The organism is Streptomyces sp. NPDC089919 (assembly GCF_040684615.1).
Classification (GTDB): domain Bacteria; phylum Actinomycetota; class Actinomycetes; order Streptomycetales; family Streptomycetaceae; genus Streptomyces.
Map to the genome: position 1 here is coordinate 25,004 of NZ_JBFBGK010000025.1, position 15,316 is coordinate 40,319.

Consider the following 15,316-nt stretch of genomic DNA (forward strand, 5'->3'; position numbering starts at 1 on the left):
CCTGGGCCTGGCGGGAATACGCCCCCCACCTGTCCGGTTCGTGATGGTCGTACACCCGACGACGACACGAGGGAACGACCCGACGTGAACCAGGTCCCCACCATCCAGCTCAACAACGGCATCGCCATGCCCCAGCTCGGTTTCGGCGTCTGGCAGGTGCCGGACGCCGAGGCCGCCCAGGCCGTGGGGACGGCCCTGGAGGCGGGCTACCGCAGCATCGACACCGCGTCGATCTACGGCAACGAGGCCGGCACCGGCAAGGCGCTGGCCGCCTCCGGGCTGCCCCGCGAGGAGCTGTTCGTCACCACCAAGCTGTGGAACCACCCGCGCGAGCCGTGGGGCCGCGACAACGTCCTGCGCGAGTTCGACGCCTCGCTCGAGAAGCTGGGCCTGGACCACGTCGACCTGTACCTGATCCACTGGCCGCGCCCGATGCGCGAGGACTACCTGGCCATCTGGAAGACCTTCGAGGAGATCGCCGAGAGCGGCCGGGCGCGCGCGGTCGGCGTGTCGAACTTCCAGCCGGCCCAGCTGGAGCGGCTGCGCGCGGAGAGCCCGCTGGTGCCGGCGGTCAACCAGGTCGAGCTGCACCCGCTGTTCGGCCAGGCCGAGCTGCGTGCGGTCCACGCCGGCCTGGGCATCGCCACCGAGGCCTGGTCCCCGCTGGGCCAGGGCAAGGAGCTGCTGGCCAGCCCCGCGGTGCTGGCGGCCGCCGAGAAGCACGGCCGGAGCGCGGCCCAGGTGGTGCTGCGCTGGCACGTCCAGCACGGCACCATCGCGATCCCGAAGTCGGTGACCCCGGAGCGCATCCGGCAGAACCTCGACGTGTTCGGCTTCGAGCTGGACGCCGAGGACATGGCGGCCCTGGACGCCCTGGAGTCGGGCCGGCGCATCGGCCCGGACCCGCAGGAGTTCGACGCCTGAAGCGGAGGCACCCGCCGGCCGCGCGGCCGCCCGGCCCGGGTGGCCGGGCGGCTGGCGGCACGCGTCCCGGGCCTGCGCCCGCTGGTCGCGGCCGTCCGCCGGGCGGCCGGGCGGGGCTGACCGCCGCCGGCCCTACCGCTCCAGCGCCAGCAGCCGGTACACGGGATCGGGGCGCGGGCGGTCGGGGGCCGGGAGGGCCAGGAGCCGGCCGGCCAGCTCCTCGGGGGTGGTGCCGGCCGGGCGGACCCGGGAGGCGTAGCGGCCCTTGAGCAGCGACTCGGCGGCCGCGCGGGGCGTGCGGCCCTGGCCGTGGCCGGGGAAGTACGCCTCACCGCAGGGCCGCAGTCCGGCCTCGGCGGCGTACGCCCTGACGTCTGCGGACGCGTCGGCAGGGGCGGGCGTCAGGTGCGGGGCGAGGACCTCGTCGATGTCGCAGCCGACGTCGTGGGCGGCGTCCTTGTCGACGGTGGTCACGAACCGACCGCCGGGCCGCAGCACCCGGGCGGCCTCCGCGACCAGCGCGGGCACCACCCCGGGGGCCCGCAGCAGGTGGAGCAGCCAGACCGCGCCCACGGCGTCGAGGGAGCCGTCGCGGAAGGGCAGCCGGGTGCCGTCGCCGAGCACCACCGGCACGCCCCGGCCGGCGGCGACCCGGGCCATGCCGTACGAGGCGTCGGCGCCCAGCACCCGCAGCCCGGGCCGGGCCAGCCGGGTGGTGACGATGCCGGTGCCGCAGCCGAGGTCGAGCAGGGTGCGGGCGTGCCCGGGGAGCAGGCCGAGGACGGCTGCGGCGGCCGCCTCGGCCCGCGGGACGCCGCCGCGGGTCTCGTCGTAGACCGCGGCCTCGGCGTCGTAGTCCAGGAGCGGACGGGTCATCAGCTGGCGCCGTGCGCCGGGGCGATGGCCTGGACGCGGGTGGCGAGGCCGAAGTCCAGGTCGGTGAGCCCGCCGCCGGCGGAGTGGGTGTTCACCGCGAGGTCGACGCTGTGGTAGCCGAGGGTGAGGTCGGAGTGGTGGTCCAACTCGTCCTGGACCGCGGCGATCGCCATCACCAGTGCGGCGGCGGCGAAGTGCGAGCCGGTGGTGAAGGTGCGGGCGAGCTTGCCGTCCTGCACGGCCCAGCCCGGCAGTTCGCGCAGCCGGTCCTCGATCTCCTTCTGCGACAGCGGCTCCATGGCCATCCGGCTTCCCTCTTTCCGTTGCGGTGCGGGCCGGGCACCCCGGCGCGGGGCGCCCCGCTCTGATGGGTCGACATGCCAATCTCCCACAGGACACGACAGGGGAACCCTTTCCCGCCATAGTGCGGGCGGGTCGCCCGCGCCCTTCCCTGTCACGCGCGGCACTCCTATGCTCCTGCGCCGACCGACCTGTTACCGGCGGTAAGTGGGGGATCCCGATGAGCTCGAGACGTACGTTCCTGGCGGGCGCAGCAGGCGTGGCGGGTACGGCGGGCGCCGCCGGCCCCGCGGCGGCGGCCGCGGGCGGCCCGGCCGGCCCGGCCGCCGCCCCACCCCGGGTGGCGGTGTTCGGCGGCGGTGTGGCCGGCCTGACCGCCGCCCACGAACTGGCCGAACGCGGTTTCGCCGTCACCGTCCACGAACGGCGCGCCCTGGGCGGCAAGGCCCGCAGCATGGACGTGCCCGGCAGTGCCCGCGGCGGCCGACGGCCGCTCCCGGCCGAGCACGGCTTCCGGTTCATCCCCGGGATCTACCACAACCTCCCGGACACGATGCGGCGGATCCCCTACCCCGGGAACCCGAACGGGGTGTGGGACAACCTGGTCGCGCCCCCGGAGATGATGTTCGCCCGGGCCGCCGGCCGGGAGGACCTGCGCGCCCCGATCCCCTGGTCCCCGCAGCCCGCCGCGCTCACCCCCGAGGAGATCGGCCGGGCGCTGACCGGGATGCTGCAGACCTTCGCCCGGCTGCCGGCCCACGAGGTGGCGTACTTCGTCAACCGCGTCCTGGTCTTCCTGACCAGCTGCGACGAGCGGCGCACCGAGGTGTGGGAGCGCACGCCCTGGTGGCAGTTCGTGCGGGCGGCGCAGATGTCGGCCGAGTACCAGCGGATCCTGGCCGTGGGCATCACCCGCAACATCGTCGCCACCAAGGCGGAGGAGGCTTCCACCCGGACGGTGGGCACCCTCGGCGAGGCCTTCGTCTTCAACGCGCTGGGCCGGGGCGCCGACGGCCCGCCCGACCGGATCCTCAACGCCCCCACGAACGAGGCCTGGATCGACCCCTGGGTCACCCACCTGCGCGCGCTGGGCGTGGAGTTCGCGGTCGGACCGGCCCTGCGCGAGCTGGTGTACGCCGCCGGCCGGATCGACCACGCGCTGGTCGAGGACCCGGACGGCACGGTCCGGCGGGTGGACGCGGACCACTTCGTGTGCGCCCTGCCGGTCGAGCGGGCGCGCCGGACCTGGGGCCCGGCGCTGCGGGCCGCGGACCCGATGCTGGCCCGTTGCGACCGGCTGGCCACCGACTGGATGACCGGCATCCAGTTCTACCTGACCCGGCGCGCCCCGATGGTCCACGGACACGTCAACTGCATCGACTCGCCATGGTCGTTGACCGCCATCCAGCAGGCCGAGCACTGGCCCGGGCGGGAGTTCGCCGCGGCCTACGGCGACGGGGTGGCGGTGGACTGCCTGTCGGTGGACGTCTCCGAGTGGGACAAGCCGGGGATCCTGTACGGGAAGACGGCGAAGGAGTGCACCCGCGAGGAGGTCGCCCGGGAGGTGTGGGCGCAGCTGAAGGCCTCGCTGAACGACACCGGCCGCACGGTGCTGAGCGACGGGGACCTGCACTCGTGGTTCCTGGACCCCGGGGTGAGCGGCCTGGGCACCCCCGACGCGGCCAACGAGGACGAACTGCTGGTGCACCCGGTGGGCACGCTCTACGACCGGCCGACGGCGGCCACCCGGGTGCCGAACCTGTTCCTGTGCGGGGACTACGTGGCCGTCCCGATCGACCTGGCGACCATGGAGGGGGCCAACTCGGCGGCCCGGGCCGCGGTCAACGCCCTGCTGGACCGGACGGGTTCGGGGGCGCAGCGGTGCACGGTGACGCCGATGTACCGGCCGCCGGAGCTGGAACCGCTGCGCCGGGCCGACCGGCTGCGCTACCGGCTGGGCCTGCGGAACGCCTTGGACCTGGGCTGAGAGGCGTTGGGTAGGGTCGCGTCATGACGACGACGACCCCGGGGCCGGGCACGTCCACCGGCGGCGCGGGGCCGCTGCTGCGCACCTGGCGGCAGCGGCGCCGGATCAGCCAGCTGGACCTGGCGATCCGGGCCGACTCCTCGGCCCGGCACATCAGCTTCATCGAGACCGGACGGGCCCGGCCCAGCGAGGAGATGCTGCTGCGGCTGGCCGACCACCTGGAGGTGCCGGTCCGGGAGCGCAACGCCCTGCTGCTGGCGGCCGGTTACGCGCCGCGGTACACGCAGACCCCGCTGGCCGACCCGGCCATGGGCGCCCTGCGCGAGGGGCTGGAGCGCCTGCTGTCGGGGTACGAGCCTTACCCGGCGCTCGTGGTGGACGCGACGTACGACGTGGTCGCCGCCAACCGCGGGATCGCGATGATGCTGGAGGGGCTGCCGGAGCACCTGCTGGCCCCGCCGGTCAACGCCGTCCGGATCACGCTGCACCCGGAGGGCCTGGCGCCGCGGATCCTCAACTTCCTGGAGTGGCGCGGACATCTGCTGGCCCAGATGGAACGGCAGATCGCGCTGGCGCGTTCGGAGTCCCTGCGGGCGCTGTACGACGAGGTCGCGGCCTATCCGCTGCCCGACCGGCATCCCGAGGACCCGGGGCCGGACGCGGAGCCGGTGCCGTACTTCGCGCTCCCGCTGCGGATCGAACTCGGCGGGCAGGTGCTGTCGTTCGTCTCCTCGATCTCGACCTTCAACACCCCGATGGACGTGACCGTCGCCGAGCTGGCCATCGAGACCATGCTCCCGGCCGACCCGGCGACGGTGAAGTACCTGCGCTCACTGGGTCCGTGAGCGCAGCGCCAGCTGCTGGAGTACGGCGAAGCCGAGGACGGTCACGGCCTGGGCCGGGATCCACACGAGCCCCGCGGTGCTGGGCTCGAACCACACGGCCGTCGCGAGGATGCTGAGCACCGCCCAGGCCAGGTTGGTCTCGATGACCAGCCGGACCGGGAAGGCGGCCGGCTCGCGGCGGGCGGCGAGCAGGCCGACGGCGGCGGCGTAGAGGGTCAGCAGCACCCCGAGTTCGAGCACCAGCGTGGACCCGACCCCGAGCAGCCGTCCGACCGGTCCGGAGAAGGCGGCGTACGCCAGCCCGTTGGCCCCCGTCACGACCGCGTCCAGGGCCAGGAAGCGCCGCAGCGCCAGCCGCGGCTCGGTCGTGCGGGCGACACCGGAGATGAAGGTCGCGGACATGGCGGATCAGCCTCCAAGGCAGTAGGTGGGGGACCCGGGTTCCGGGAGGAGTGCGCCTCCCGGAACCCGACACCCCCACCTTGGCGCCCGCCGGGCGGCGGGTCGATTACCCCGGAGGTAATGCGGCGCTCAGGCCGCCGCGGGGGCCGCCTCGCCGGTCAGGCGGGTCAGGCGGCGGGTGAAGAGGACCATCGCGGCGCCGGCGGCCAGGACCATGGCGCCCTGCCAGAGGAAGTTCCAGGACTGGCCCATGACGGCGTCCAGGCGCGGGAGCTGGCCGCCGATCGCGTCGCCGGTGGCGGCGGCGAGGAACCAGACGCCCATCATCTGGTTGGTGAAGGCCCGCGGGGCCAGCTTGGTGGTGACCGACAGGCCGACCGGGCTCAGGCACATCTCGCCCATGACCTGGATGACGTACACGCCGACCAGCCACATCAGGGAGACCTTGACCCCGGTGGAGGCGATGGCCGCGGCGGCGGACATGACCACGAAGGACGCGCCGACCAGCAGCAGGGCCAGGCCGAACTTGAGCGGGGTGCTCATCCGGCGGCCGCGGCGCACCCAGAAGGAGGCGAAGACCGGGGCCAGGGCGATCACGAAGAAGGCCGGGATCGACTGGGTCCAGCTCGCCGGGACGTGCCAGCCGAGCAGGCTGAGGTCGGTCTTCTGGGCGGCGAACATGTTCAGCTCGTTGCCCATCTGGTCGTAGACCAGCCAGAACAGCGTGGCGGCCAGGAAGAGCCACACGTACGCCCGCAGCCGGGTCCGCTCGGTGCGGGTGACCTTGGGGCTGCGGTACATCGAGACCAGCACGCCGGCCGGCACGACCACGGCGACCAGGGTCAGCACGAAGGTGACGCTGTCGGTGGTCAGGGCGTGCGCGACGGCCAGCAGGGCGATCAGGCAGCCGGTGAGGACCACGCCGTAGGCGCCCGTGTGCACGACCTTGCGGCGCTCGGCCGGGGTGAGCGGGACGACCGGGTCCTCCCGCAGCTGCCGGGACAGCCGGCGGCCGCCGAGGACGTACTGGACCAGGCCGAGCGCCATGCCGACGGCGGCGGCGCCGAAGCCGAGGTGCCAGTCGACCTCCTCGCCGAGGTAGCCGACGACCAGCGGCGCGAGCACGGCGCCCAGGTTGATGCCCATGTAGAAGAGCGAGTAGCCGGCGTCCCGGCGCTGGTCGTCGTCGGGTGCGTAGAGCCGGCCGACCAGGGCGGAGATGTTGGGCTTGAGCAGGCCGGTGCCGAGCACGATGAGGACCAGGCCGGCCCAGACGAAGCCACGGCCCGGTACGGCCAGCGCCACGTGCCCCGTCATGATCACCAGACCGCCCCAGAAGACGGCGCGGCGGGCGCCCAGGAAGCGGTCCGCGATCCAGCCGCCGGGCAGCGCCAGCAGCGAGATCATCGCCATGTAGACGCCTTCGACGGCCTCCGCGGTGCCCTCGTGCAGGCCCATCCCGCCCTTGGCGAGGGGCGCGGCCAGGAAGTGCACGAGGATGGCGACCATGCCGTAGAGGCTGAAGCGCTCCCACAGCTCGGCCAGGACGAGGGTGGCGAGCCCGCGCGGGTGTCGACGGCGGGCCGGCCGGCTCGCCGTCGCACCGGGGCGGGCCCCGGACTGCATGGCTATCTCCGTCTTCACATATTCATTGCAGCCGCCGGAGCCCCCGCCGGGGATCGTCCGTTCGGTCCGGATCGTCCCGGGGATGCCCCGACGCCCCGGGCCGCACGGCCCGGGGCGTCGGTCCCTGCCGAGGGCGTCAGGCCTGGTCGGCGGCGTCCTGGAGGTCCACGCCCTGCTGCGCGGCCGCGGCCAGCACGGTCTGCTCGAGCAGCACGGCGATGGTCATCGGGCCCACGCCGCCGGGCACCGGGGTGATCAGCGAGGCGCGCTCGGCGGCGGACTCGAAGTGCACGTCGCCGACGTTGCCCTCGTTGTAGCCGGCGTCCAGGACCACCGCGCCGGGCTTGATGTCCTCGCCCTTGATGAACTCGGCCCGGCCCACCGCGGCCACCAGCACGTCCGCCTCGCGGACGATCGAGGGGAGGTCGACCGTGCGGGAGTGGCAGTAGGTGACGGTGGCGTCCTTGGCGAGCAGCAGCATGCCGGCCGGCTTGCCGAGGATCGCGCTGCGGCCGACGACCACCGCGCGCTTGCCCGTCAGCTCCACGTCGTACTCCTCCAGCAGGCGCATGATGCCGCCGGGGGTGCAGGAGACGAAGCCCGGCTCACCGAAGCTCATGGCCGCGAAGGAGTGCATGGTGACCCCGTCGACGTCCTTGGCGGGGGCGATGGCTTCAAAGGCGGCCCGCTCGTCGATGTGGTGCGGGACCGGGTGCTGGAGCAGGATGCCGTGCACCTCGGGGTCCTCGGAGAGCGCGGTGATGGCCGCGACCAGCTCCTCGGTGGTGGTCTCGGCGGGCAGGGCCACGTGCCGCGAGGTGATGCCGGCCTTGGCGCAGCGGTTCTGCTTCATCTTCACGTAGGTGACCGAGGCGGGGTCCTCGCCGACCAGCACGGTGGCCAGGCAGGGCGCGGTGCCGGTGGCCTGAGTGATCGTTTCGGCGTACCGGGCGGTCTGCTCGGTGATCCGGCGGGCCACGGCGGTGCCGTCCATGAGGCGGGCGGTCTGGGCAGTCGTCACGGGGTCTCCTGAACGTCGCTGCGGAAATCGCGGTTCGCCCAGGCGCGCGGCATCGGCGTACCGGTGCCCCACGGCCCCGCGTACGTCGGGCCGCTCCCCGGTGGTGATCCACCCAAGCGCCAGTCACGGCCCGTCGCCCACTCTAGACCAGCGCCCGCCCGCAATCCGGTGGCAGACCCCGGCCCTCTGCTGGGACGATCGCGACATGGCACCTGTTTTCGACACACTCGTGGCCGAGGCCGAGTCCGTCTCGGTCGCCGGCTGGGACTTCTCCTGGCTGGACGGCCGGGCCAGTGAGGAACGCCCCTCCTGGGGGTACCAGCGGCTGCTGGGCGAGCGGCTGGGCCGGGCCCGGGCGGCCCTGGACATCCAGACCGGCGGCGGGGAGGTGCTTGCCGGGGCCGGCCCGCTGCCGCCGCTGATGGTGGCCACCGAGGGCTGGCCGCCGAACGTGGCCAAGGCCACGGCCCTGCTGCACCCGCTGGGCGCGGTGGTGGTGTCGGACACGGACGAGCCGCCGCTGCCGTTCGCGGACGACGCCTTCGACCTGGTGTCCAGCCGGCACCCCGTGACCATCTGGTGGGAGGAGATCGCCCGGGTGCTGCGCCCGGGCGGCACGTACTTCTCGCAGCAGGTCGGACCGGCCAGCGTCTTCGAGCTGGTCGAGTTCTTCCTGGGCACCCAGCCCGAGGAGGTCAAGAACGCCCGCCACCCCGATCTGGCCCAGCAGGGAGCGGCCGCGGCCGGTCTGGAAGTGGTCGATCTGCGCTCGGAGCGGCTGCGGACGGAGTTCAACGACATCGGAGCCGTGATCTACTTTTTGAGGAAGGTGATCTGGATGGTGCCGGGCTTCACGGTCGGCCACTATCGGGACCGGCTGCGCGAGCTCCACGACCGGATCGAGCGCGAAGGCCCCTTCGTCGCCCACACCACCCGCTTCCTCATCGAGGCCCGCAAACCGGGCTGAGGCGGGCGGCGCGGATACACGGCGTGGCGCAGGTCACTCAATTCAGCGCGTAACACTTCGACTCGGGCACGCGATGAACCGACAGGTGTCCTCGCGCGGCCCAGTTGGACAGACCCGGATTGGTCCGTCCCGCTGCAGTCGCGCGATGATGTCCCGCCCGTCCTTTATCTGTTCGCAACGAGAGGCTCCTTGTGTCGCTCAGCCCGTCCCGTACGTTCCCTCCGGAGATCGCCGAATCCGAGGCCCTGGTCGCGCTCGTCGAGCGCGGCCGCGAGCAGGGTCACATCAACGGTGACGACGTGCGCCAGGCCTTCGAGGCCGGCCGCATCCCGGTGGACCAGTGGAAGCGGGTCCTGCGCAGCCTGAACCAGGTCCTGGACGAGGAAGGCGTGGCCCTGCACGTCAGCGCCGCCCCCGCCGCCAAGACCGCCGCGAAGAAGCCGCGCAAGGCCGCGGCGGCCCCGGCCCGCACGGTGGCCAAGAAGGCGGCCGCCGCTCCGCGTCCCATCGGTGCGCGCAAGACCGCCGCCCCGGCGACGGCCATATCCGCATCGCCGCAGGTCCCGGCCGAGGACGAGACCGTCGTCACGGCCGAGGCCGGCACCGCCGCCGAGCCGAAGAAGCGCACGGTCAAGAAGACCGCCGCCAAGAAGACCGCCACGAAGAAGACCGCCGCCACCAAGAAGACGGCCAAGGACGCCGATGGCGAGACCGTCGAGCTCGAGGGCGAGGAGTGGGCCGAGGACCTGGCCGACGAGCCCGAGGAGGAGACGGCCAAGCCCGGCGCGCAGGGCTTCGTCCTGTCCGACGAGGACGACGACGACGCCCCGGCCCAGACGGTCATGGTCGCCGGCGCCACCGCCGACCCCGTCAAGGACTACCTGAAGCTCATCGGAAAGGTGCCGCTGCTCAACGCCGAGCAGGAGGTCGAGCTCGCCAAGCGCATCGAGGCGGGCCTGTTCTCCGAGTACATCCTGGACGAGGAGGACGACCTCAAGCCCGCGTACAAGCGCGAGCTGGAGATCCTCGTGGAGGACGGCCGGCGTGCCAAGAACCACCTGCTGGAGGCCAACCTCCGCCTGGTGGTCTCGCTGGCCAAGCGCTACACCGGCCGCGGCATGCTCTTCCTGGACCTGATCCAGGAGGGCAACGTCGGTCTGATCCGCGCGGTGGAGAAGTTCGACTACACCAAGGGCTTCAAGTTCTCCACCTACGCGACCTGGTGGATCCGGCAGGCGATCACCCGCGCCATGGCGGACCAGTCGCGCACCATCCGCATCCCCGTGCACATGGTCGAGATCATCAACAAGCTCGCCCGCGTGCAGCGCCAGATGCTCCAGGACCTGGGCCGCGAGCCCACCCCGGAGGAGCTGGGCAAGGAACTCGACATGACCCCCGAGAAGGTCATCGAGGTCCAGAAGTACGGGCGCGAGCCGATCTCCCTGCACACCCCCCTGGGTGAGGAGGGCGACAGCGAGTTCGGTGACCTGATCGAGGACTCCGAGGCGGTCGTGCCGGCCGACGCGGTCTCCTTCACCTTCCTCCAGGAGCAGCTGCAGTCGATCCTGGGCACGCTCTCGGAGCGCGAGGCGGGCGTGGTGTCCATGCGCTACGGCCTCAACGACGGCCAGCCCAAGACGCTGGACGAGATCGGCCGGGTCTACGGGGTCACCCGTGAGCGGATCCGCCAGATCGAGTCCAAGACCATGTCGAAGCTGCGCCACCCGTCCCGCTCCCAGGTGCTGCGCGACTACCTCGACTAGTCGTCGGCCGTCCCGGTCCGCCGGGTCGGTCGCCGGAGGCCCGGACTCCCCCGCGGGGGTCCGGGCCTCCGGCGTGTCCGCGCCCGGCCGCACGCCCGGGACGGCGGCGGGGTCAGCGCGGCGCCGGGTCCGGCCGGACCGGAGCGGCCGCGGGGAGCTCCGCCGGCAGGGTCAGCGGCACCTGGGGGCCGGCCGCCTCGCGCAGCCAGCGGCGCAGCACCCGGTGGACCCGCTCGGCGCCCACCGGCTCCCCCGGCGCGGAGAGCTCCACCGGCCACAGGAGGAAGGGCCGGCCCTGCTCTCCGCCCAGGCCGCCGTGCGAGCCGATCTGCTCTTCAAAGGCGTGCACCTCGCCGGTCTCGGGGAAGTACGCGGAGTTCACCATCACGTCCGCGACGTGCGGGAAGGAGTCGGTGCGCCGGACCGCCCCGGCCGCGCCCGGGCCGAAGGGGGCCAGCAGCCGCTCCGCTGCCCCGGGCTCGGCCAGCGCCGCCTCGCCGCCGCCCGCCGCCAGCACCACTCCCCCGCGCTCGGCGTCGCGTACCAGCAGGAAGCCGATGCCGGGGTGGTTCGCGAGGGTGGTCAGCAGCGCCGGGTAGCGGTGGTCGATCTGCTGCCGGGTCATCCGCTCGGGGACGTCGGGGAAGGAGATCAGGCCCAGGTTGCCCGAGGCCAGCACCACCGGGTCGGGGCCCGGGCCGGGGCGGCCGGGCCCGGCGTCCTCCTCCACGGGCCGGTGCAGGGCGGTGCGGACGGCCGCCCGGGCCTCGGCGCCGCTGTGGGTGCGACCGGCCCGGCGGGGTACCGGCAGCCCGCAGCCGGCGCGCACCAGGTCCTTGAGGGTGAGCCCGTAGCGGCCGAGGAAGGTCTCGCCGGGGCTCTGGCCGTGGTCGGACAGCAGGACGATCCGGTAGTCCCGGGGGGCGTGCTCGGCGACCTGGGCGATCAGCGCGATGGAGCGGTCCAGCCGCTCCAGGACCTTCTCGGCGTCCCGGCTGGCGGGTCCGGAGTGGTGGGCCACCTCGTCGTAGGCGACCAGGTCGGCGTAGACCGCGGCGCGGCCGGCCAGCATGTCCCCGATCACCGCGGCCACCACCACGTCCCGCTCCACGACGGTGGCGAAGGCCCGGATGAAGGGGTAGGCGCCGCCCCGGGAGACCCGGGGCCGCACCCCGCGCAGCCGGGCCGCCAGGCCCTGGGCGATCTCCCGGCCCACCTCGGCGACCAGGGAGAGGGCGGTGCGGACGGCGTTGGCCGGGTCGGAGAAGTAGGCGAAGTAGCCGGCCCGGGAGCGGTTCTCCCGGCCGCGGCGGGCGGAGACCGACAGGACCAGCGCGAGCTGGTCGGCGCCGCCGCTGAAGAGGTTGCCGCGGCTGGCGCCGTCGAGGGTGAGCAGGCCGCCGTCGCCGGTGCGGGCGATGGCGCGGCGCTGGAGTTCGGCGGCGCTGGTGGGCCGGTTGCAGACGACCGTCTCGCCGGTGTCCTTCTCGTACCAGCGGAAGGCCGGCACGTCGAAGGTGGAGCCGTGCAGGATGCCGAGCTGGCTGGCGCCGGTCTGGCTGGACCAGTCGGTGTACCAGGGGGTGACGCGGTGGCTGCCCTGCTCGAGCCAGGTGGCGACGGTGGGCATCAGGCCCCGGCCGACGGCGCCCCGCAGCACGTCGTGGCCGACGCCGTCGAGCTGGAGGAAGACCATGCCCGGGGTGGCCTCGCCGGGGGTGCGCTCGCGGCCCCGGCGGCGCCGCCGGCGGTCGGCGAGGCGGTACAGGCGCCGCCGGTAGGCGTTGTCGTCGCGGACGGCGAGGGCGGTGGAGGTGGCGGAGGCCACGGCCGACATGACCGCGGCGACCACCACGGCGGTCTGCGGGTCGGCCGCGCCCCGGCCGTCGGGGATCAGGGAGAGGGCGATCAGCAGCAGCGAGCCGTTGAGGAAGAACACCAGCAGGCCGAGGACGAGCGCGGGGACCAGCAGCAGGGCGCGGACCAGCGCCGGCCAGACCAGGGCGCCGAGCAGGCCGAAGGCGCCGGCGCCCCAGGCGGCGGTGAGGGCGATGCGGGTGATGCTGTCGCCGTCCGGGGACTGGAGCTCGAAGTCGGGGAGGATTCCGGCCAGCACGAGCATCGTCAGGGTGGAGACCGCCCAGACCGCGATCACCCGCAGCAGGGCGTTGCCCGTGGTCCGCCAACGCCTTCTGAGCACCCCGCACCCGCCTCACGTCCAAGCCCGCCAACGCCCGCGGGGCCCCTTGCCAGCCTCGCACGAAAGGCCCTTACCCGGAGGATTCAGAAGACGCACCCAGTGGCGGTGGAGGCACACTTGTGCCCCGCCGGGAGCGGGCACCCCAGGGGCACCGTCCGCCCCACCCGTCCCGTGGCCGGGCGTGGCCGGGCGTCAGGTCCCGTCGTACCCGGCGGTGGGCATGGAGAGCCGCCGGTGCACCTCGGCCTTCATGGCGGAGGTGTACGCGGGCTCGTCCAGCCCGACGGTTTCCAGCCGCACCCCGCGCCGGGTGCACTCGGCGGTGAACTCCTCGACCGAGCGCAGGGCCGTGGCCAGCACGCGCAGGTTCGGTGCGACGAAGAGGTCCACCTCGCCGGCGTCCACGTCGGACCACAGGCCGCAGTGGTCGGGGCGCAGGCCGTAGACGAAGAGCTGGCGGGTCACCACGTACCCCTGATCGGCCGCCCAGCGGGCGCACATGGCCTGCTGGCTGCGGGTGTCGACGACGAACGGGTCGGCGTCGAGCTGTTCCAGCGGGGCCAGACTCGCGATAGCGGCCACGCGCACCTCATTCATGGCGCCCGACCCTACTCCGATCGGGGGCCCGCGAGGAGGGGGTGGCGGGGGGCGAAATCGGTCGGCCGGGCCCCCCGGCGCGCACGCCGTCCGCCGGCCGCTTCATACTCTCTGCCTACCCCTCGGCCCGTCCGCGCAGGAACAGGAATCCGGCACATGAGCACGTATCCGCCCACTCCGCCCGCGGCCTGGCAGCAGCCCGGGCGGGTGCCCGACGTCTCCGTGGTCATCGCGGTGTACAACGCGATGCCGTACCTCACGGAGTGCCTGGAGTCGGTGACCGGGCAGACGCTGGGCGTCGAGCGGATCGAGGTCATAGCGGTCGACGACGGTTCCACCGACGGCAGCGGCGCCGAGCTGGACCGCTGGGCGGCCCGCTTCCCGCAGCTGCGGGTGGTCCACCAGGAGAACTCCGGCGGGCCCAGCCGGCCCCGGAACCGGGCCCTGGACCTGGCCCGGGGCCGGTACGTGTACGTGGTGGACGCGGACGACGTGCTGGGGCCCGAGACCCTGGAGCGGCTGGTGCGGATGGCCGACACCCAGGGCAGCGACGTGGTCCTGGCGAAGCTGGTCGGACTGGGCCGCACCGTCTCCGACAAGGCGCACCGCCATGCCGAGGAGGCGGACCTGTTCACCTCCGAGGTGTACCGGGCGCTGCACAGCGCCAAGCTCATCCGCCGCCAGATCCTCGAGAAGGAGCCGATCCGCTACCCCGAGGACCTGTGGTTCGGCGAGGACCAGCTCTTCGTGACCGCGGCCTACCTGGCGGCGGGGAAGATCTCGGTGGTCGGCGACTACGACTGCTACTACCTGCGCCGCCGCGAGGACGGGCAGAACATCACCTCCCGGGGGCGGACCGCGCACGAGACGGTCGAGCACATCGAGCGGGTGATGCGGATGGTCCACGAGCGGGTCACCGACCCGGTGGGGCGCCGCCGGATGCTGGGCCGGCACTTCCGGGCGCTGCTGGCCAAGGCGCTGCGGCCGGCCGCCTGGGCGCACCGGGACTACCCGGACTTCACCGCCGAGGTCTACCGGCGCGGCCGGGCGCTGTGCGAGGCGTACTGGCGCCCGGAGATGACCGGCGAGCTCTCGCAGCTGGACGCGATCCGGATGTACGCGTTCCAGGGCGGGGCGATGGAGGCCTTCGAGCACCTGGCCGGCTACGACCCGGCGCAGCAGCCGCCGCAGCAGCTGGCCGACGGCGGGCGGCTGTTCCGCTGCTACCCGTACTTCCGCGATCCGGCGGTGGGGCTGCCGGACGAGCTGTTCGAGATCACGGACACCGTCAAGGCCCGGCACCACCTGGACGGCATCGGGTGGAAGGACTCCGTGGTGCGGCTGACCGGGCACGCCTACCTGGAGTCCTTCGGGACCGGGCGGATGGCGAGCGAGCTGGTGCTGCGCGAGCGGGCCACCGGCCGGGAGCTGTCGGTCCCGGCGGTGCCGCGGCCGGCCCCGGGTCTGGCGGCGGAGGGCGAGCGGCGGGGCGTGGACCTGAGCGGGGCCGGTTTCCGGGCGGACGTGGACCTGGCCCGGGTGGACGGCGGGGGGCCGCTGGCCCCCGGGGTGTGGGACTGCTTCCTGACGGTGCGGGCGGACGACGTGGCCCGGACGGTCCGGTTGGGCCGCTCGCACGCGGCGGGGCTGGACAAGACGGCCCGCCGGGCGCGGGTGGTGGCCCGGGACGCGGGCGCGGGCACGGAGCTGGCCGTGGCGCCGTTCTTCACCGCCCACTACGACAACCTCAGCTTCGAGGCGGTGCACCGGCTGCCGCTGCCGCAGCCGGCCGGCTGAGCCCGCTCCGG

Annotated in this window: 13 protein-coding genes and 1 riboswitch; of the genes, 6 read left to right on the forward strand and 7 right to left on the reverse strand. The window is 73.8% G+C overall.

Annotated features, from left to right (window positions below):
• The first annotated feature begins 84 nt into the window (after window positions 1-84).
• A complete protein-coding gene (locus AB0O40_RS13505; RefSeq protein WP_365039602.1) occupies window positions 85-924 on the forward strand; it encodes an aldo/keto reductase in 840 nt (279 codons plus the stop codon).
• A 132-nt stretch (window positions 925-1,056) separates the two neighbouring features.
• Here AB0O40_RS13505 and AB0O40_RS13510 read toward each other — a convergent pair whose 3' ends face one another.
• Window positions 1,057-1,800: a class I SAM-dependent methyltransferase gene (locus tag AB0O40_RS13510; RefSeq protein ID WP_365039605.1), complete on the reverse strand. Its 744-nt coding sequence runs from the start codon at window positions 1,798-1,800 to the stop codon at window positions 1,057-1,059.
• Window positions 1,800-2,105 (reverse strand): 4a-hydroxytetrahydrobiopterin dehydratase, encoded by a 306-nt coding sequence (locus AB0O40_RS13515; RefSeq protein ID WP_365039607.1) that lies wholly within the window; start codon window positions 2,103-2,105, stop codon window positions 1,800-1,802. Before AB0O40_RS13515 ends, AB0O40_RS13510 begins: the two co-directional genes overlap by 1 nt.
• 215 nt (window positions 2,106-2,320) lie before the next feature.
• On the opposite strand from AB0O40_RS13515, the gene AB0O40_RS13520 reads away from it, so the two are divergent.
• Both AB0O40_RS13520 and AB0O40_RS13525 read left to right on the forward strand, forming a co-directional pair.
• Window positions 2,321-4,087, forward strand: a complete 1,767-nt coding sequence (locus tag AB0O40_RS13520) for an FAD-dependent oxidoreductase (RefSeq protein WP_365039610.1) — start codon at window positions 2,321-2,323, stop codon at window positions 4,085-4,087.
• Window positions 4,088-4,110: 23 nt separating this feature from the next.
• On the forward strand, window positions 4,111-4,932 hold the full coding sequence (locus AB0O40_RS13525) for a helix-turn-helix transcriptional regulator (protein ID WP_365039613.1): 822 nt from the start codon (window positions 4,111-4,113) through the stop codon (window positions 4,930-4,932).
• Here AB0O40_RS13525 and AB0O40_RS13530 read toward each other — a convergent pair.
• From AB0O40_RS13530 to AB0O40_RS13540, 3 genes are all read right to left on the reverse strand, one after another.
• Window positions 4,918-5,334, reverse strand: coding sequence for a hypothetical protein (locus AB0O40_RS13530; protein ID WP_365039616.1), 417 nt, complete (start codon window positions 5,332-5,334; stop codon window positions 4,918-4,920). The two genes, AB0O40_RS13525 and AB0O40_RS13530, sit on opposite strands and share 15 nt — an antisense overlap.
• 129 nt (window positions 5,335-5,463) lie before the next feature.
• Window positions 5,464-6,978, reverse strand: a complete 1,515-nt coding sequence (locus AB0O40_RS13535; RefSeq protein ID WP_365039619.1) for a peptide MFS transporter — start codon at window positions 6,976-6,978, stop codon at window positions 5,464-5,466.
• Window positions 6,979-7,096: 118 nt separating this feature from the next.
• On the reverse strand, window positions 7,097-7,981 hold the full coding sequence (locus AB0O40_RS13540) for a bifunctional 5,10-methylenetetrahydrofolate dehydrogenase/5,10-methenyltetrahydrofolate cyclohydrolase (protein WP_365039622.1): 885 nt from the start codon (window positions 7,979-7,981) through the stop codon (window positions 7,097-7,099).
• 29 nt (window positions 7,982-8,010) lie between these two features.
• A riboswitch (ZMP/ZTP riboswitch) is annotated at window positions 8,011-8,118 on the reverse strand.
• Between the two features lie 68 nt (window positions 8,119-8,186).
• Here AB0O40_RS13540 and AB0O40_RS13545 point away from each other — a divergent pair.
• Together AB0O40_RS13545 and AB0O40_RS13550 are read left to right on the forward strand one after the other, a co-directional pair.
• Window positions 8,187-8,948: a class I SAM-dependent methyltransferase gene (locus AB0O40_RS13545; protein WP_365039625.1), complete on the forward strand. Its 762-nt coding sequence runs from the start codon at window positions 8,187-8,189 to the stop codon at window positions 8,946-8,948.
• Window positions 8,949-9,139: 191 nt separating this feature from the next.
• Window positions 9,140-10,711 (forward strand): RNA polymerase sigma factor, encoded by a 1,572-nt coding sequence (locus AB0O40_RS13550; RefSeq protein ID WP_365039628.1) that lies wholly within the window; start codon window positions 9,140-9,142, stop codon window positions 10,709-10,711.
• Between the two features lie 112 nt (window positions 10,712-10,823).
• Here the strand turns inward: AB0O40_RS13550 and AB0O40_RS13555 are convergent, their stop codons facing one another.
• Both AB0O40_RS13555 and AB0O40_RS13560 read right to left on the reverse strand, forming a co-directional pair.
• On the reverse strand, window positions 10,824-12,911 hold the full coding sequence (locus AB0O40_RS13555) for a phage holin family protein (RefSeq protein ID WP_365039631.1): 2,088 nt from the start codon (window positions 12,909-12,911) through the stop codon (window positions 10,824-10,826).
• 192 nt (window positions 12,912-13,103) lie between these two features.
• On the reverse strand, window positions 13,104-13,508 hold the full coding sequence (locus AB0O40_RS13560) for a hypothetical protein (protein WP_365039634.1): 405 nt from the start codon (window positions 13,506-13,508) through the stop codon (window positions 13,104-13,106).
• Between the two features lie 156 nt (window positions 13,509-13,664).
• Between AB0O40_RS13560 and AB0O40_RS13565 the strand changes: the two genes are divergently transcribed.
• Window positions 13,665-15,305, forward strand: a complete 1,641-nt coding sequence (locus AB0O40_RS13565; protein ID WP_365039637.1) for a glycosyltransferase — start codon at window positions 13,665-13,667, stop codon at window positions 15,303-15,305.
• Window positions 15,306-15,316 lie beyond the last annotated feature (11 nt).